Origin of the sequence: Bacillus pfraonensis (assembly GCF_050768835.1) — a bacterium.
Classification (GTDB): Bacteria; Bacillota; Bacilli; order Bacillales; family Bacillaceae_G; genus Bacillus_A; species Bacillus_A pfraonensis.
Window position 1 is genome coordinate 17,342 of record NZ_JAHCDO010000011.1, and the last position, 17,300, is coordinate 34,641.

The following is a 17,300-nucleotide window of genomic DNA, read 5'->3' on the forward strand; positions in this document are numbered from 1 at the left end:
TATTGTATAAAGGAGCTTTTCGCTTGTATGCTTGTTCATGTTTATTTCATATAACATCTCATTATCGATAGTTACTAAATCTATAAAAGTAGATCTGTACAGAAAATCTAAGAACCTTTTAAAATTAGGGGGATTAACGCACAAAGAATAATACTAATATTAGGGCTATCGGTTGTGTTAGGGGAATTGACAGGAAAAGTGGAAATTGTTGCTACTCCAGTAAAATTAAGAAGGTGTCATTCTTTTTAGGATAGATGTTTTAGTATTTGTGGCTTTTCTTGTAATACGGCTAAGGAGCGAAGAAGATCGTGCAAAAGCAAAAGGAACTGGACTCGTAAAAGGAAATCTCGATGCGGCAAAATGAGTTGTTTCATCATCAATAAATTGAACAACTAAGCCACTAGTAGAACTAGAAACGACAATGGTCACAGCATCTCCTGCATGTAACCCATAAATAGTTGAAATATCAAGAACCGTAGCACGCTCAAGTTCTGGGTCACCAGGGGTAGTTTCTACAGCAGTTGCGACAGTAATACCATTGACGAAAACTGCAAATCCAATAGAATAATTAACAGTAAAATCATCTGGAATAAAAATGATATTTGAAACAATTGAATATATTCCATCTTGGTTTGGTATAAAAGTATCCAAACTGTTATATTCATTTCCCAAATCGAATTGTTCAGTTTGAAAAGTAACAGTTACCTCAGTAAGCGTAGGGACAGTTTGGCCACCACCCTCAGTTTTTATAGCCCTAAACGCAGATTCTATGATACCTGGTGCTGGAGTTCCTGGTATTCCTTGCGGCCCTGGTATTCCTTGCGGCCCTGGTATTCCTTGCGGCCCTGGTATTCCTTGCGATCCTGGTGGTCCTGGAGGTCCTTGGATACTTTGAATAGGAATGCTAACAGGATCAGGGACAGGACAAGGACATGGGCTGCAATGGCTTTTATTATGAGAATGCATTGAAAATCAACTCCTTTAATAAAAATTAAAAGGCTTATTTTATCTTATGGCAAAACAATTTCTTATTCTTGTATGTTTATCCATGTAAAAATACTAATGAATATCCTATTCATATCAAGAAATGTAAAAAAATCATTCAGGATTCTTTTAGAAGAAAATAAAAATAATAATCCCCCCTTTAAAAATAAATTTTTAAGTCTGATAGGGACCGAGGGGGGAGCTTCACGTAACACATGGGTCGCACGCGTGGGGGGTGTGGTCATGAAAGGAGTGATTACTTATGAGTAACGATCAAGTTTTAGAAATAGAAAAAAGAATTAAGCGAGAAATAACAAGATTAAACAGCTTATTGAAAAATTTAGAACCAAAAAAGAAAAGAGCAGTTTCTTCACTCATTAAGAATGCTGCTTTTATGGCCGTCACTTTAGAAGACCTGCAAGAGAAAATTAATAAGAATGGTACTACAGAGCAATATCAAAATGGAGCCAATCAATTCGGTACTAAAAAGTCCTCCGATGTAGAGGTGCATAACAATATGACGAAAAACCATGCCCAAGTTATGAAACAATTGATAGATCTACTTCCCAAAGAACAACCTAAAGAAGATGATGACGGATTCGATGATTTTGTGGCTGATAAATGAGTAAACGAGTAAGAAAGCAGTATCCGTTAGCTTATAATCCAATCATTGAGTATTACAATCAAATCGAATCTGGGGAAGTAATCGTATCTAGTAAAGTTAGACGAATATATAAGAAGCTTGTTGACGATGTTTATGATACTTCTTCTGTATTCGAGTATGATTCTAAGAAAGCAAATCATGTAATTGAATTTATTGAGAATTTTTGCAAACATTCGAAAGGCAAGTGGGGCGGTAAGCCGATTGAATTAGAGTTATGGCAAAAGGCATTTTTAGCTGCATCGTTTGGCTTTGTTCATAAGATTGATGGTACAAGAAAGTACAGAGAAGTCTTATTGATTGTGGCTCGTAAAAATGGTAAATCAACAATTGCTTCTGGTATCGGTTTGTATTTACAAGTAGCAGATGGAGAACCTGGGGCAGAGATTTATGCTGTAGCTACTAAATTAGACCAAGCGAAATTAGTTTGGTTAGATGCGAAAAGAATGGTTAAAAAGTCACCAGTGCTATTAAAACGAATTAAACCGCTTGTTCGTGAGTTGAATGCAGATTTTAATGATAGTACATTTAAACCATTAGGGAGCGATTCAGAAACTCTTGATGGTCTTAACGTTCACGGTGCTATGATGGATGAAATTCACGCTTGGAAAGATAAAAACTTATACGATGTTATAGTAGATGGTACTTCCGCAAGGGAACAGCCAATGATTTTTATGATTACAACAGCTGGAACTATTCGTGAATCCGTTTATGATATGAAATATGAAGAAGCTGAAATGCTTTTAAATGGTTTTGATGATCCAGACGGTTATAAAGACGATAGGTTTTTACCTATTATTTATGAATTAGACAAACGAGAAGAGTGGACGGATGAAAAGGCTTGGAAAAAAGCTAATCCGGGTCTTGGGACCATTAAAAAGGTTGACCAATTAGAAACCAAGGTAAATAAAGCGAAAGCTAATCCACTACTTGTTAAAAACCTATTAACGAAAGATTTTAATATACGTGAGACAAGTACAGAAGCATGGTTAACGTTTGAACAATTAAATAATAAAGCTATCTTTGATATAGCGAAATTAAAACCTTCTTATGGTATTGGCGGTTGTGACTTATCTTCCACAACTGACTTAACCGCGGCGAAGGTTATTTTTATGGTTCAAAACGATCCACATATCTATGTTAAACAAATGTATTGGCTTCCAGAAGATTTACTTGAACAAAGGAGTAAAGAAGATAAAATCCCTTATGATTTATGGTGTGAACAGGGATTATTAAGAACTACACCAGGAAATTCAGTTCATTATAAATTTGTTACCGAATGGTTCTTAGAAGTACGAGATGAACTAGGTATTTATATCCCTTGGATTGGTTACGATAGATGGTCTGCAAAGTATTGGGTTGAAGAAATGGAAGGATATTTTGGTAAGGAAGCGATGGTCCCAATTGCACAAGGGAAACAAACTTTATCTAGTCCTATGAAGCTATTGAGTGCTGATTTAGAAGCGAAATTAGTGAATTATAATAACAATCCTATCGATAAATGGTGCTTATCAAATACGGCTATTGATGTTGATAAAAACCTTAATATACAGCCGAACAAAACAAATAATCAGCGACGTCGTATTGATGGTACAGCAGCTCTTTTAAATGCATATGTAGTACTTCAAGAGAAGCGTAATGATTATTTGAATATGATTTAAGGGAGGTGAGAAATTGGGGTTATTTGATAAGATATTCGGCAAGAAACAATCACCTACCACAACTCGTTTTGAAATGATAAACGACAATGGAGGAGGTTTTTTCTCCTGGAATGGAAGTATCTATGAGAGTGATATTATTAGAGCTTGTATACGTCCTAAAGCAAAAGCGGTAGGGAAATTAATTGCTAAACATATTAGGGATAATGCAAATGAATTTAAAGTGAATCCTGATCCATATATGAGGTTTATTTTAGAAGAGCCGAATCCATTAATGACAGGACAAATATTTCAAGAAAAAATGACAGTTCAATTAGAACTGAATCATAATGCATTTGCTTATATTAAACGGGATGAGCTAGGTTTTGCTACTGAAATTTATCCTATTCCTTGTGTAACTGTAGAAGTTGTGGAAGGAGTTCAAGGTGATATTTTCTTAAGATTTTACTTTAAAAACGGAAAGAGAATGACTGTTCCATATGTGGATGTAATTCATCTCAGAAAAGACTTCAATGAAGATGATTTTTTTGGAGAACATCCGGGAAAATCACTATCCTCATTGATGGACATAGTTACAACTACTGATCAAGGGATTGTAAAAGCAATTAAAAATAGCGCAGTAGTGAAATGGATCTTGAAATTCAAATCTGTTTTAAAACAAGAGGATATTAATACACAAGTACAAAACTTTGTTAACAATTATTTAAGTATCGATAATGTGAATGGTGGAGCCGCTTCATCTGATCCACGTTATGACTTAGAACAAGTTAAACCAGAAGCGTTTGTTCCAGATTCTAAACAAATGCAAGAAACAACTCAAAGGATATATAACTTCTTCAATACAAACGAAAAAATTATACAAAGTAAGTATACAGAAGATGAATGGATATCCTACTTCGAGAGCGAAATTGAACCATTATCCTTACAATTAAGTGGTGAATTTACACGAAAATTGTTCACAAGACGTGAACGTGGATTTGGTAACAAGATAATTTTTGAAGCGGCAAGTCTTCAATATGCTTCTATGTCCACAAAAATGAACCTTGTTCAAATGGTAGATAGAGGAGCAATGACACCAAATGAATGGCGTTCAATTCTTTCTCTTGGCCCAATTGAAGGTGGAGATAAACCGATCCGCAGATTAGACACAGCTCTGGTTAAGGACGGTAAAACTACAGGTGAAGGAGGTGATAATAATGGACAAAACGGAAATGAGGGAAATAGTAACTCAGGGAATGGAAATTAGAGAAGATGCCGATGGGAATAAAATTCTTTCAGGATACGCTGTAAAGTGGGGTGAAAATTCAGTTGTGATGGGTTATTATCGAAAATTCCGCGAACAATTCCGACAAGGTGCATTCTTAGAGTCATTGCAAAAGGATGACCAACGTTTCTTATGGTCACATGATACATCTAAGGTTCTAGGAAGAACAAAGAATAACACCTTGCAATTAGCGGAAGATTCCATTGGATTAAGGTTTGAATTGACATTGCCTAAAACAACACTCGGAAACGACACATATGAAACAATCAAGCGTGGTGATGTCGATGGCGTTAGCTTTGGTTTTAGTATGATAACCGAGGAAATTGACGAACCAGACGATGATCTTATGTTGCGAACTGTAACCAAAGCTAAGTTATTAGAGGTTAGCGCAGTCGACTTTCCTGCTTATCCTGATTCAGAAGTTAGTGCGAGGGGTTACGACCCATATAAACATCATGAAGAAAGAAAACAGAAAGAAGAATTACGTAAAAAACTAATCTTAAAAACTTACTTATAGAGGAGAATGATATATGAATCGTTTACAAGAAATTTTACAACGTAAAGCGGAAATCCGCACAGCATTAGAAGGTAATGGAGAAGTTGATTTAGTAGCATTAGAAACCGAATTACGCGAACTAAGCGAAGAACAAACAGGAATTGAGACACGTCAACGTTTATTGCAAGAAGCGAGTGCTATTAATGAAGGTGGCGCACCTGAAACTCGTACAATTCACACTTTTAACACTCAACAGTCTGAAGAACGCGAATTCGGAACAGATTCACTGGAATATCGTAATGCTTTCATGAATTATGTGTTACGTGGTGAAGCAATTCCTGCTGAAATTCGTGCAAATGCGATTACAAAAACTGGCGATGTTGGTTCTGTTATTCCGCAAACAGTATTGAATCAAATTATTGAAAAAATTGAAGCTGTAGGAATGATTCTTCCACTTGTTACACGTACTGCAATTAAAGGTGGAGTGAGCATTCCGACTTCTTCTGTTAAACCAGTAGCAACATGGGTAGCTGAAGGAGCTGGAAGTGATACTCAAAAGAAAACGACTGGTAGCATTACATTTAATTACTACAAATTACGCTGTGCTGTAGCAGTTTCTTTAGAAGTTGATACTATGGCACTATCGGTCTTTGAATCTACTTTAATCAACAATGTTGTGGAAGCAATGACAAAAGCGATTGAGCAATCAATTATCAACGGAACTGGTTCTGGTCAACCAAAAGGTATTTTGACTGAAACACCTGTTGCAGGGCAATCGTTAGATATTGCTAAAATTGAGTATAAAACATTAGTTGATGCAGAAGCAGCGTTACCTCTTGAATATGAAGATGGTGCAGTTTGGTGCATAACAAAGAAAACGTTTATGTCTTATGCTGGGATGGTAGATGCAAATGGACAACCTATCGCAAGAGTAAACTATGGTATTAATGGAAAAACAGAACGAGTTCTGTTAGGACGTCAAGTTGTGCTTTGCAACTATATTGATAGCTTTTCAACGGCGGTAGTTGGTAAACCATTCGCTTTCTTATTCAATTTCAGTGATTATATTTTGAACACTAATTATCAAATGGGTGTTAAAAAATATGAAGATAACTTAACAGATGATATGGTAACAAAAGCAATTATGGTTGTCGATGGTAAAGCGGTAAATGTTAACTCTCTTGTAGTTCTTAAAAAGGCAGCAGCAGTTTAAGGGGCTGATAGCAGATGAAAAGCTTAGTTATTAAGCCGTTTATCGATAAAGATACACAAATAGGATATTCAGAAGGTGATATGTACGAGTCAATAGATTCTAAACGTATCACCTTTTTAGTTAAAGAAGGATATGTAAGTACACCACCTAAGAAAACGGTGAAGAAAGATGATTGATATCATGAAGAAAGCATTGCGTATTTCTCATAATGCTCTTGATGATGAAATTTCAGATCTAATTGAAGCAGCCCGGCATGACTTAATGTTGTCGGGCGTTGCTTCTACAAAAGTGAATGTGGACACTGATCCACTTATTAAACGAGCGATTATTACTTATGTAAAAGCTAATTTTATTCCAGATGCAAAAGAAGCAGAACGATTCCAATTATCTTATAACATGCTTAGAAACCACCTAACTTTAGCAGGTGATTATAAATGAACGATATTTTATTTTTCCCAGTTGTTACAATTATTGAAGATGAACTAGGACAAAAAGAGGAAATCAAAACATTTAGTAGACAAGTGTTTTGTAAGAAAAAGTCTGTTCCACAATCGGAATTTTTCCAAGCTGGGCAAAGTGGAATTAAAGCTAGTTGTACATTGATTGTTCATTCGTTGGACTATCAAGAAGAAACTAAAGTGAAATATAGTGAGAAAACGTATAGTATTTACCGCACATACGAAAGAGAAGATGAAAAGGTTGAATTGTATTGTGAGGTGAAAGCCGGTGTCTAGTATTAACGATTTTGCAAATGAGATTGCAAGAGAGCTGCAAAGATATTCTAACGCGCTTGAAGAAGGTGTTGAGAAAGCTACAGAAGAAGTTTCAGATAATCTTGTAGATGACTTACAACAAAATAGTCCAAAAAGGACTGGTAAGTATCGTAAAGGGTGGCGTAAGAAGAAAGAAGGAAAGAAATATATTATCCATAATAAAACCCACTATCAATTAACTCATTTGTTAGAAAAAGGTCATGCAAAAAAAGGTGGCGGTCGTGTTCCGGCTAAAGTTCATATTGCTCCAGCTGAAGAAAGAGCAATAGCTGATTTATTAGAACGTGTTGAAAGGGCGGCTAGTCAATGACATTAGCTGAATTAAAGAAAATTCTTGATGCTACAGGGTATTCTGTGGTTTATTCGCATTTCACAGCCACTCCAGATATTACAATACCTGAGCCACCTTATATTTGCTTTCTTGTGAACGGTTCAGCCAATCTCATGGCTGATAACAAGGTATATCAAAAAGTAAATGATGTCAGTATTGAACTTTATACATTAAGAAAAGATTTGGCTGCAGAAGCCAAGTTAGAGAAAGTCTTAGATGATCTTGAGATACCTTACGAATCATTTGAGGCTTTTATTGAATCTGAAAAATTATATCAAAAAATATATGAAATGAGGTTGATGTAAATGCCTGAAAATAAAGTTGTATTTGGTTTAAAAAAGGTGCATTACAGCGTAATTACTGAAGATGATACTGGAAAAATCACATATGGTACGGTTGGGAAATTACCTGGTGCGGTAGAAATGAAATTAGAGCCAAAAGGTGAACAAACTGACTTTTATGCGGATGATAGCAATTACTACACAGAATCAAGTAACCAAGGATATGAAGGTACATTAAATATTGCTAATATCACAGAAGCTTTTCGTACTGATGTTTTAGGTGAAATCTTAGATGAAACGGATAAAGTTCTCACAGAAGTTTCGAACGCTAAAATTAAAAAAATTGCTCTTATGTTTGAATTTGATGGAGATGTGAAAGCAACACGTCATGTACTTTATAACGTATCTGTGTCACGACCTGGTGTTTCTTCTTCCACAAAGAGTGATAAAACAGAACCAAGCACAACAGAATTGAATTTTGTGGCAGCACAACATCCATCTAATTCTAAAGTTAAGACATCAACAACAGTGGGTACACCAGCTGGCGTTTATGATGCTTGGTATACAAAACCTTATGAAAAAGCAGGAGCGTGAAAATAGATGGAAAAAACAATTGTAATTGATGATAAAAATGTACTTTTAAAAAGTACCGCTGGTACAGCTATCCGTTATAAGTCTCAATTTAGACGTGACATGTTCGCGGATATTCTTAGTTTAGGTGTACTTTCTTCATTGATTTCCCCTAATGGCGAGCAGGAGAATATCGACTTTACTCAAGCGGATTTGAGTAGATTAGATTTTGAAGTTATATATAACTTAGTTTGGGCGTTTGCTAAGACAGCAGATAAAAGTGTTCCAGATCCATTATCATGGCTTGATACATTTGGTGAGTTTCCGATTGCTGAGATTATTACTGAAATTCAAGATTTAATTAAAAGTACTGTTCAATCAAAAAAAAATAACAAGTAATGGGCAAGAAGAGCAAGGAGATGACGGTGATTTTTCCGTTGATACATTCCTTGCTCTTTGCTATTCATGCAAACTCTCAAAAATAGATTTAGAGGATATGACGATAGGTGACTGCTTAGATTACATTGACGAATATGTTGAAATGCAGAATCCGCAAAAGGAAAAACAAAATACAAGAAATGCTACTCAAAAAGACTTTAACGCCTTCTAAGAAAGAGAGGTGAGACTATGGCAGGAAGTAGAATAAAAGGTATTACAGTTGAAATCGGTGGCGAAACCACTGGACTTCAGAACGCCTTAAAAGATGTAAATAAACGCAGTAACGATTTAGCAAAAGAGTTAAAAGATGTTGAGCGATTATTAAAATTTAATCCAGGTAACGTGGAAGCATTAGCACAAAAACAACAGCTATTAACTCAGCGTATTGAAGCAACAACTGAAAAGTTAAGCCAATTAAAAGCAGCTGAACAACAGGTACAAGCTCAATTTGAGCGTGGTGATATTGGTGAAGAACAATATCGAGCGTTTAGGCGTGAACTTGAGTATACAGAAGGTTCCTTAGGTGGACTTCAAAACCAATTAAAGAACATGAAAGATGAGCAAGAAAGAGCCGCACGTTCAACTCGTGAATTAAATACTCTTTTTGATGCAACAGGAACAAGCGTTGATCAATTCGCTGATATATTAGGTGGTCGATTAACAACAGCAATTCGAAATGGAACAGCTACATCATCACAATTAGAAGAAGCAATTGAACGTATAGGACGAGAAGCTTTAGGAACCGATACGGATATTGATAAATTAAGACGTGCGCTATCTTCTCTAGATGATGGGAATTCAATTGAAAATGTGAGAAATGAATTAAGAGATTTATCACGAGAGGCTGAAAGAGCTCAAAATGACGTTAATGATTTGAATATTGAATTAGAAAACATGTTAGGCGCTGCAGCGGCTGGTGCTGGCATAGGTAAAGTGCTTGAAACCGCACTTGATACTTCTAAATTAAAAACAAAAATTGATATTACTTTTGATGTTCCTGAGGAATCGAAAAAGTCAGTAGAAGAAGCCGTTAGAAGTGTAGAAACATATGGTGTCGATGCAGAAGCATCACTTGAAGGAGTAAGACGCCAATGGGTACTAAATAAAAACGCTTCAGACGAAGCAAATACAGCTATTGCTAAACAGGCTGCTGTTATTGCTAATTCGTATGCTGGCTTAGATTTTACTGAATTAATTCAAGAGACGTATGAAATTGGAAATGAGTTAGGGATATCTCAAGAAAATGCAATAGCTATGGCTGATGCACTTTTAAAAGCCGGATTCCCACCTGAACAATTAGATATCATTGCTGAATATGGAGGACAGTTAACTCGAGCGGGTTTCAAAGCTGAAGAAATACAGGCAATTATGGAAGCAGGAGTCGAAACAGGCACTTGGAATTAGATTATAGTTCCCTTGTATGGCGACATACAATGAAAAACTCCTTTAATTCAGTGAAACTCTCAAATGAGACAATACTGAGCGAAGCCTTTTTATTAAGGAACGTGCAACGACTAGTCGAAAGACGTAGGGTGTAAGCAAATGACACTCGAAACGGGGAGCAACTCAAGTAGTTGAAGATATAGTCTAATCTATGCGGTGACGTATAGCAGTTCGTAAGAGAACGGGCGTGACGTTGCGAATCACGTTGAATATAAATGATTGATAATCTTTTAGATGGTTTGAAGGAAGGTCGGATTCAATTAGCTGAGTTTGCTCAAGGGGCGGATAAAGCTTTAAAAGAGGCTCTTGATGGTTCGGGTATTGCGACTGAACAAATAGAAAAATGGGGAGCAGCTGTAGCGGCTGGTGGAAAAGAAGGGTCACATGCTATGGTAGAGGTGGCCAAAGCGATTGAAGGAATAGAAGATCCTGTAAAAAGAAACCAAGTTGGAGTTAAAGTTCTAGCCACTATGTTTGAAGATCAAGGGTCAAATATAACCAATACTTTGATAAATGCGTTTCAAAAATCAATAGACTTTAAGAATAACCAAGATCAATTGAATGAATCCGTCAAAAAAATGGATGCAAATCCAGCTGTAATGATGCAACAAGCTATGGCTGATTTAAAAATAGCACTTGAGCCAGTCCTATTGGTTATTGCTCAAGTTGTGGGTAAAATTGCCGAATGGATTCAGAATAACCCTACATTAGCAGCAACTATTACTGTAATTGCTACAGCAATTGGAATTATTATGGCGGCACTGGTGGCACTGACTCCCGTACTTTTATTAGTAACAACTCAGGCACTAACCTTTGCAGGAGTCATGGCTGTATTAACTAGTCCGTTCACATTAATAGCTGCCGCAATAGCCGCAGTTATTGCCATTTTGATATTATTTGGCGATGAAATTATGCGTGTATACAACGAGTATTTGAAACCGACGGTAGATCAAATTGTAGCCACCATAAATGAAACTTTAAAGCCAGCATTCGAAAAAGGATTTTCAGTGATACAGAATATTGTTAAGGATGCATTCACAATCATTCAGCGTGTGTGGAATGAAATATTATCACCTGTGTTTTCAGTCCTTGTAACAATAATTAAAACAGTCCTTTTACCAGCATTTCAATTCGTATTCGGTGCAATTGGTAGTGTTGTGGGTGATGCGTTCAAAGGGATTGAAAGTGTGTGGAAGAATGTTTTAAAGCCAATTCTTAACGGAATTATAGATTTTATTAGTGGTGTATTTACAGGTGATTGGGAAAAAGCTTGGAATGGTATAGTTAAAATTTTTAGTGGAGTGTTCGAAGGTATTAAAGCGGCAGCAAAGGCTCCAATAAATGCTGTTATTTCAATGATAAATGCAATGATAAAAGGGATTAATAGTGTTTCTGTTCCTGATTGGGTTCCGGGTATCGGTGGTTCCTCAGCTAATATTTCTACAATTCCAATGTTAGCAACAGGTGGACATGTTCTTGGAGATGGACAATTTATAGCTGGGGAAGCTGGACCGGAATTATTCACTAAAAGTGGAAATCGTGTTTCTGTGACTCCATTATCTTCAAGTGAAAAATCGCTTGGTATCACAGGCACTATGAGCCGATTAATTGGTGATATGAGCTATACAATGGCTAGTTCTTTGAATCAATTATCTGATTTAAAAGGTGTAATGAGTGGGGTTTATAGCAGCCTATCAAATAGTTCACAAGCTATGAATCGAAATACAACTCAATCAACTGTGGATGGTAATTCCTCTAAATCAAATGGTAATATTTCATATAATTTCGCTGAGATGTTCAAAGGCTCATCATTTGTAATTAGAGAAGAAGTGGATATACAAAAACTAGCAAGGGAAATAAATAATCTTGTTAAAGGATCAGGTAGAGGAGTGAGATAAGTATGAGTTTAACAATAGATGGGAAAACGTTAAATGAATTAGGTTTAGCGCTTTTACCAGGGCATGAACATCCAGCGGCACCCTCTACTCGTGATTATACAGTTTCAATTCCAGGAGTACCTGGTGCATATGATTTTGGGGCGGATTTAGAACCAAGGCCTTTTACTTTGCCATTATTGGTTAAACCGCAACCAAGCCAAGCTTTATCAGCACGAAAAATAAGAGCAATCATGAAAACCTTTTTTGATCCATATGGGAAAACGAAAACAGTGAGATTGACTTTTGATTATGAACCGGATAAATACTACAAGGTTAGATATAGCGGTAGTTTAGACACAAGTCGCTATAAAACAATGGCTAACCTTGTTTTTCCATTAACAGCATTTGATCCATATGCATATTCGGTATTTGATACTACTAACGACATACTATGGGGAAGTGATATTCCTTTTATGTCAGATATACCGTTTGGGATTGGTGATTATATGTACGATGTTACCGCACCAACAACATTGAAAATTGAAAATGTGGGTTCACTTGTAGTACGTCCTATCATCAGGATAACTGGAAGTGCTAGTTCTATGACTCTTGCCACTAATGGTAAGAGTTTTTCTTTGGGCTCATTTCCTGAAGGTGCCAATCTTTTAATTGATAGCCAACACTATGCGGTCACTAGGGATGGACAGAATTATATTTCGAAGATGACAGGAGACTTTTTAGAGTTACTTCCAGGTGAAAATTCGATTTCTATTACTGGTACAAACTTAAATTTTCAAATTTCATTTGAATTTCACGCAAAATATATGTAAGAAGGCGGTGATACCGTGGCTGATGTACCTCGTTTATTAGAGTCAGACAAGTTATGGCAAGGAACACCAAAGATAAATCAAGCTATTGATGTTATAAATGGATTATCAAAACCAGCAACACGAGATCGAATTGCGGATAATGCTGTTAACTTCGAGAAAATGTATGTTCCTGAAGCTCAAATACTTAATAGGAACTATATTGAAGTTAACTATAAAACTCGAAAAATTACGATTCTAAAGAATTGTTCTATATCTATTGAAAAGTATGCATTTAATATATCACCATCACAAATTGAATTATCATTACCAGATCAAAGTAATGATGGTGTATTGCATTTATTAGTTTACAACCACCGTACAGGTGAATTGAGTTGCAAACCTTTTACTTCAGCAGGAGATAACGAACTATCAATTGCACGCCTCTATGGGAAGAAAGTGTACGGTCAAAACTACGAATTCATTACATTTGTTAGTGATGATGATAATTACAACTATCTAGCTGATAGAAAAATCACCGTTACAAATGCAAACGTTGCTGCAGATGCATTAGATTACACTCGAATTAATATGTATGAAGCAACAATTATAGAAAAAGATAAGGTTATTGTTGATTTAAAAAGAAAGAAAGCAATCATTAAACCAAATACATTTTCTACTATGGGTAACGATATTTTTAATTTAAATCAGACAGGAACAAACCTTTATATCGATCTCCCTACCGATGCAAAGTTATATGCGTTTGTTTTAGATATAACAAAATCTCCTTTTACTGTTTCGTTTGAAGTATATAACGACAAGACAAAGTTTAAAAATAAAAGACTATTATTCTATTATTACAACAACATTCCTTTAGGGAAAAATACAAACTTTATTAAGGTAATAGGGGAAATGGGTGAGATCCTAACAATTAAGGAAATCATTCATAAACATTTAAACAATCCATTTGTTCGAACAATTATCAAGCTTATTGGTGACTCTATCACAGCAGGACTGTGTGGGACTGGCTACAGTGCAACGGATAAACCAATTGGAAACACCGGATATAAGACGAACGTAACAACTGCGGTTTGTTGGGCGAATATGCTGAGAGATCATGTTATATCTGAATATAATCGTGAGTTCGATGTTTCAGTAAATGATCCGAATATTTCTTTCTTAGCTGCAACACATCAAATTGTAGAGAATAACGCTACCACGTTTAAATGGCAAGCTTTCTTCTCAAATACAACAACAAATAACGGTATCCAGTTCACTTTCTATGGTGATCACTTCAGTATTTACCATGCTACTGTTGGCGGTGGCGGTATAATGGATATTTATGTAGATGGCGTGAAATGGGGAGAATTAGACACTTACGGAACATATGCCGACAATGTGGAAAAGAAAATTACTGGTTTGACACTAGGAGATCATTTAGTTGAAATTCGAGAAACAAACCGAAAGAATGCTGGTGCATCAGGTTATTCTATATATATTCAAGGTCTAAAAATCCCTAAAACTGCTGATGTTGTTAATTTTGGAATTAGTGGTAAACATTCGCAATATCTATACCAACAAAGAGATCAGTTAATTGAATCTGCTGACAGCATCGTTATTATGCAAATTGGAACAAATGACCGTCATAATTTCAAAACAACGGCTGTAACAAAGAGTTATCAACGAGAACTTATAAAATACATTCGTTCGTTAGGAAAAGACGTAATTGTCATGGCAGCGAATCCAGTTTCAGTAGCGAACGATATGGAAGCAGTACGTAATTTCAAGATGGATGATGTTGATCGTTCTATCCATCAAGTAACAAAAGAGTTCAAGATGGATTACATTTCGAATTATAAAGGTTATATGGAATATGCAGTTAATACTGGCGTAACCATTGATTCTTTATTATTTGATGGTCTGCATCCAAACGATGAAGGATACAAAGTAATGTTTGAGAATACTGCAAAAGGTCTTGGATTAACATTGTTGAGAGATGGTGTAAGTTATGTATAATAGTAATTTTCGACATATAAAAGTCTATGATATTAAAATGAATTTAGTGGCTATCTTAGAAAATGCATATAAAATTGGATATGTTAAAGAGACAAATAATTTGTGGACGTGTTCCTTTTCATTACCTCTTAACGATCCAAAACGTTTTGAAGTTAAGCCAAAGTATTTTATTGAGCTATATGACCATGATAAATATATTGGGAAATTCATAGTCAATCCAAAGAAAACAGTTAAAAACGAAAGTGACAACAGCATAACTTACAATTGTGAGCATGTTTGGAGTACATTGCACTCAGACGTGCTTTTTCGTTACCATCAATTGACGAATTGGACAACAAGAGATGTACTTGAGTATTTATTAAGCAAACAAGAAATAAAACATTGGAAACTAGGGGATTGTCACTTTGAACGATATTTTCATTATGCATGGGAAAATGAAAATTCACTTTTAAATGCACTTGTAAGTGTTCCTAAGCCTTTCAATGAGTCCTATTTGTGGACTTGGGATGATACAACATATCCCTTTACCCTTAATCTAGTTCGTGTAACTAATGAAAAAGTTGATACCATTCGATATGGTAAGAATTTAAAAGGTATTGAGAAGGAAGAAGATCCAACTGGGTTGATAACTAGAATATTCCCTCTTGGATATGGTGAAGGGGTAAACCAGTTAGGAATTGAGAAAGTAAATGGTGGTGTACCTTATTTAGAAGCAGAATTCCCTATTATTGATGAACACGGCATTCATAAACAAATATGGGTTGATAGATGTTTTGAAGATGCAAAATCATTAAAAGCATCAGCACAAGCCTTGTTAGATAAGTATAAGAAGCCGCAAACCACTGTTTCTGTGGACTGTATAGATTACGAACTCATTGATCCATACAAGATTATAAAATATGACATTGCAAAAATAGTTGGTGTATATGACCAAGATGTCGATACAAATGATGATTTAAGAATCATGAAAATTACTAAGCCGGATATTTATGGAGATCCATCGAATATACAGTTTGATCTTGGAAACGTTCGTGAAGATATCGGAACAACAATTACTGATTTACAAAAGAAGCAATTAGTAAACGATACTTATTCACAAGGTTCAACTAATATTGATAGTCGTGATTTCCAAGATAATTGTGATCCAGATCATCCAGCCGTTATAAGGTTTCAAATACCAAATGATGTTATGAATGTGAATGAATTATTGCTCACATTTGAAACTTTAAGATTTAGAGCCTACGAACGTGCGATAAAAGGCGGTGGGGCTGTTGTGGGTTCGACTTCCGCAGGTGGATCAAACATGTCTACAACATCGGCAGGTGGCGGATTGGTGATAACGAGTAGCGCAGGTGGCGGTATTGTTAAAACATCGAGTGGGGGTGGAGACCACGTTCATAAGATGTTTCATGGCGGTGGTATTATGCCTGCTGAACCTACTACAATAGGATTGCATACAGCTTTTTCTGATCCAGGTAGGAATACATCAGCTTCAATATACGTAAAAGGAACAGGTTCAAGCTTATACACACATGGCTCTAGTGGTGACCATACGCATGAGACTACATTGCCAAATCACACCCATAGTACTACTGTTCCGCCTCACTCACATGATTACAGTACACCAAGCCATACACATGATATGACATTGCCCAACCATACCCACGAAATTGAGTACGGCATCTTCGAATTTAACGAGACGCCATCAAAAGTAACGATAACTGTGGATGGTAATGTAGTTCCTTTCACCTCAACAAGTGGACAAGATATAGACTTGGAACCATATATAGCAAAGGATGATGAAGGGAAATTTCAACGCGGTCGTTATGTTGAGATTAAAATTACACCTAATAGTTTAGCTAGAATAAATGCCACTGTTACTGGACGTCTTTTTATCCAGTCAAGAAAAGGTAGAACATTTTAATATAAATTATTAAAAATACAAAAGGAGATGGAAAAACATGCAAACAATTGAAATCCATACACAAAGCGGGTTAAAACACACGGTGCAAACTGAGGTATACAATGCACAGGTGCTAAACGATCAATTGAATAATAATGACCTAATCACCGTGCTTATCGGTGATTTTATTATTCAACGAATCGATGTGAAACGTATTCTTCCACTTGATCATCAAACTGTGGAAGGCACTACAAAAGTTGAAGTTCATACAAACGGCGGAAAAACAATTACGATTACGACAAATGATTATGATCCAATCTTCTTAAATGAACAATTAAACAACAGTAACACTGTAACAGTAGTTGTTGGAGATTACATCTTTTCAAGAATCGATGTAAAACAAGTGGTGCCTGTGAAAGAAGAACTAAAAGAACCAGAGCAACCAACAGACCCTGTTATTCCACCGACAACCGAGGAACCAGATCCAGAAGAAACAGGAGATGGTGGCACTACTGAGCCAACTACACCACCAACAGAAGGAGAAGAAACAACAGAAACGCCAAATGAACCTACAGAGCAGCAATAA

17 protein-coding genes and 2 pseudogenes are annotated in these 17,300 nt (G+C 36.0%); 18 read left to right on the forward strand and 1 reads right to left on the reverse strand.

Features of this window, described 5'->3' with window-relative positions; translation table 11 throughout:
* Window positions 1-225: 225 nt before the first annotated feature.
* Window positions 226-966, reverse strand: coding sequence for a hypothetical protein (locus KFD70_RS12035; protein ID WP_431613202.1), 741 nt, complete (start codon window positions 964-966; stop codon window positions 226-228).
* A gap of 280 nt (window positions 967-1,246) precedes the next feature.
* Here KFD70_RS12035 and KFD70_RS12040 point away from each other — a divergent pair, with 280 nt between their 5' ends.
* The 18 genes and pseudogenes from KFD70_RS12040 (at window position 1,247) to KFD70_RS12125 (ending at window position 17,300) form a co-directional block, all read left to right on the forward strand.
* Window positions 1,247-1,609 (forward strand): hypothetical protein, encoded by a 363-nt coding sequence (locus KFD70_RS12040; RefSeq protein WP_241818656.1) that lies wholly within the window; start codon window positions 1,247-1,249, stop codon window positions 1,607-1,609.
* Window positions 1,606-3,306, forward strand: coding sequence for a terminase large subunit (locus tag KFD70_RS12045; protein ID WP_336452820.1), 1,701 nt, complete (start codon window positions 1,606-1,608; stop codon window positions 3,304-3,306). Before KFD70_RS12040 ends, KFD70_RS12045 begins: the two co-directional genes overlap by 4 nt.
* Window positions 3,307-3,319: 13 nt before the next feature.
* The gene (locus KFD70_RS12050) at window positions 3,320-4,549 is read left to right on the forward strand and encodes a phage portal protein (RefSeq protein ID WP_431613203.1); all 1,230 of its coding nucleotides are present in this window, start codon (window positions 3,320-3,322) and stop codon (window positions 4,547-4,549) included.
* Window positions 4,500-5,084, forward strand: a complete 585-nt coding sequence (locus tag KFD70_RS12055; protein ID WP_336452818.1) for an HK97 family phage prohead protease — start codon at window positions 4,500-4,502, stop codon at window positions 5,082-5,084. The genes KFD70_RS12050 and KFD70_RS12055 overlap by 50 nt, the downstream gene beginning before the upstream one ends.
* 13 nt (window positions 5,085-5,097) lie before the next feature.
* Window positions 5,098-6,276, forward strand: coding sequence for a phage major capsid protein (locus KFD70_RS12060; RefSeq protein WP_336452817.1), 1,179 nt, complete (start codon window positions 5,098-5,100; stop codon window positions 6,274-6,276).
* 14 nt (window positions 6,277-6,290) lie between these two features.
* Window positions 6,291-6,452 (forward strand): hypothetical protein, encoded by a 162-nt coding sequence (locus KFD70_RS12065; RefSeq protein WP_336452816.1) that lies wholly within the window; start codon window positions 6,291-6,293, stop codon window positions 6,450-6,452.
* The gene (locus tag KFD70_RS12070) at window positions 6,445-6,714 is read left to right on the forward strand and encodes a head-tail connector protein (protein ID WP_336452815.1); all 270 of its coding nucleotides are present in this window, start codon (window positions 6,445-6,447) and stop codon (window positions 6,712-6,714) included. The genes KFD70_RS12065 and KFD70_RS12070 overlap by 8 nt, the downstream gene beginning before the upstream one ends.
* Entirely contained in the window at window positions 6,711-7,010 is a 300-nt protein-coding gene (locus tag KFD70_RS12075) for a phage head closure protein (protein WP_241818662.1), read from the forward strand. Before KFD70_RS12070 ends, KFD70_RS12075 begins: the two co-directional genes overlap by 4 nt.
* The gene (locus KFD70_RS12080) at window positions 7,003-7,359 is read left to right on the forward strand and encodes an HK97 gp10 family phage protein (protein ID WP_336452814.1); all 357 of its coding nucleotides are present in this window, start codon (window positions 7,003-7,005) and stop codon (window positions 7,357-7,359) included. The genes KFD70_RS12075 and KFD70_RS12080 overlap by 8 nt, the downstream gene beginning before the upstream one ends.
* Window positions 7,356-7,685 carry a hypothetical protein gene (locus tag KFD70_RS12085; RefSeq protein WP_336452813.1) on the forward strand — a complete coding sequence of 110 codons (330 nt, stop codon included), beginning with the start codon at window positions 7,356-7,358 and terminating at the stop codon, window positions 7,683-7,685. Before KFD70_RS12080 ends, KFD70_RS12085 begins: the two co-directional genes overlap by 4 nt.
* Window positions 7,686-8,255, forward strand: coding sequence for a major tail protein (locus KFD70_RS12090; protein WP_336452812.1), 570 nt, complete (start codon window positions 7,686-7,688; stop codon window positions 8,253-8,255).
* Between the two features lie 6 nt (window positions 8,256-8,261).
* Window positions 8,262-8,630, forward strand: coding sequence for a hypothetical protein (locus tag KFD70_RS12095; protein WP_336452811.1), 369 nt, complete (start codon window positions 8,262-8,264; stop codon window positions 8,628-8,630).
* Between the two features lie 228 nt (window positions 8,631-8,858).
* A pseudogene (locus tag KFD70_RS12100) lies at window positions 8,859-10,070 on the forward strand (hypothetical protein); the annotation flags it as partial.
* Window positions 10,071-10,330: 260 nt separating this feature from the next.
* Window positions 10,331-12,010 (forward strand): annotated as a pseudogene (locus tag KFD70_RS12105) (phage tail protein); the annotation flags it as partial.
* Window positions 12,011-12,012: 2 nt separating this feature from the next.
* Window positions 12,013-12,819 (forward strand): phage tail domain-containing protein, encoded by an 807-nt coding sequence (locus KFD70_RS12110; RefSeq protein ID WP_336452809.1) that lies wholly within the window; start codon window positions 12,013-12,015, stop codon window positions 12,817-12,819.
* A 15-nt stretch (window positions 12,820-12,834) separates the two neighbouring features.
* Window positions 12,835-14,811 carry an SGNH/GDSL hydrolase family protein gene (locus KFD70_RS12115; RefSeq protein ID WP_241818668.1) on the forward strand — a complete coding sequence of 659 codons (1,977 nt, stop codon included), beginning with the start codon at window positions 12,835-12,837 and terminating at the stop codon, window positions 14,809-14,811.
* Window positions 14,804-16,735: a phage tail spike protein gene (locus KFD70_RS12120; RefSeq protein ID WP_336452808.1), complete on the forward strand. Its 1,932-nt coding sequence runs from the start codon at window positions 14,804-14,806 to the stop codon at window positions 16,733-16,735. Before KFD70_RS12115 ends, KFD70_RS12120 begins: the two co-directional genes overlap by 8 nt.
* Window positions 16,736-16,772: 37 nt before the next feature.
* Window positions 16,773-17,300 carry a hypothetical protein gene (locus KFD70_RS12125; protein WP_336452807.1) on the forward strand — a complete coding sequence of 176 codons (528 nt, stop codon included), beginning with the start codon at window positions 16,773-16,775 and terminating at the stop codon, window positions 17,298-17,300.

Excerpts from the sequence above, each read along its gene's own strand:
- KFD70_RS12035 (WP_431613202.1), bottom strand. The coding sequence starts at position 966 with ATGCATTCTCATAATAAAAGCCATTGCAGCCCATGTCCTTGTCCTGTC.
- KFD70_RS12040 (WP_241818656.1), top strand. The coding sequence starts at position 1,247 with ATGAGTAACGATCAAGTTTTAGAAATAGAAAAAAGAATTAAGCGAGAA.
- KFD70_RS12045 (WP_336452820.1), top strand. The coding sequence starts at position 1,606 with ATGAGTAAACGAGTAAGAAAGCAGTATCCGTTAGCTTATAATCCAATC.
- KFD70_RS12055 (WP_336452818.1), top strand. The coding sequence starts at position 4,500 with ATGGACAAAACGGAAATGAGGGAAATAGTAACTCAGGGAATGGAAATT.
- KFD70_RS12060 (WP_336452817.1), top strand. The coding sequence starts at position 5,098 with ATGAATCGTTTACAAGAAATTTTACAACGTAAAGCGGAAATCCGCACA.
- KFD70_RS12065 (WP_336452816.1), top strand. The coding sequence starts at position 6,291 with ATGAAAAGCTTAGTTATTAAGCCGTTTATCGATAAAGATACACAAATA.
- KFD70_RS12070 (WP_336452815.1), top strand. The coding sequence starts at position 6,445 with ATGATTGATATCATGAAGAAAGCATTGCGTATTTCTCATAATGCTCTT.
- KFD70_RS12075 (WP_241818662.1), top strand. The coding sequence starts at position 6,711 with ATGAACGATATTTTATTTTTCCCAGTTGTTACAATTATTGAAGATGAA.
- KFD70_RS12085 (WP_336452813.1), top strand. The coding sequence starts at position 7,356 with ATGACATTAGCTGAATTAAAGAAAATTCTTGATGCTACAGGGTATTCT.
- KFD70_RS12090 (WP_336452812.1), top strand. The coding sequence starts at position 7,686 with ATGCCTGAAAATAAAGTTGTATTTGGTTTAAAAAAGGTGCATTACAGC.
- KFD70_RS12095 (WP_336452811.1), top strand. The coding sequence starts at position 8,262 with ATGGAAAAAACAATTGTAATTGATGATAAAAATGTACTTTTAAAAAGT.
- KFD70_RS12110 (WP_336452809.1), top strand. The coding sequence starts at position 12,013 with ATGAGTTTAACAATAGATGGGAAAACGTTAAATGAATTAGGTTTAGCG.
- KFD70_RS12120 (WP_336452808.1), top strand. The coding sequence starts at position 14,804 with ATGTATAATAGTAATTTTCGACATATAAAAGTCTATGATATTAAAATG.
- KFD70_RS12125 (WP_336452807.1), top strand. The coding sequence starts at position 16,773 with ATGCAAACAATTGAAATCCATACACAAAGCGGGTTAAAACACACGGTG.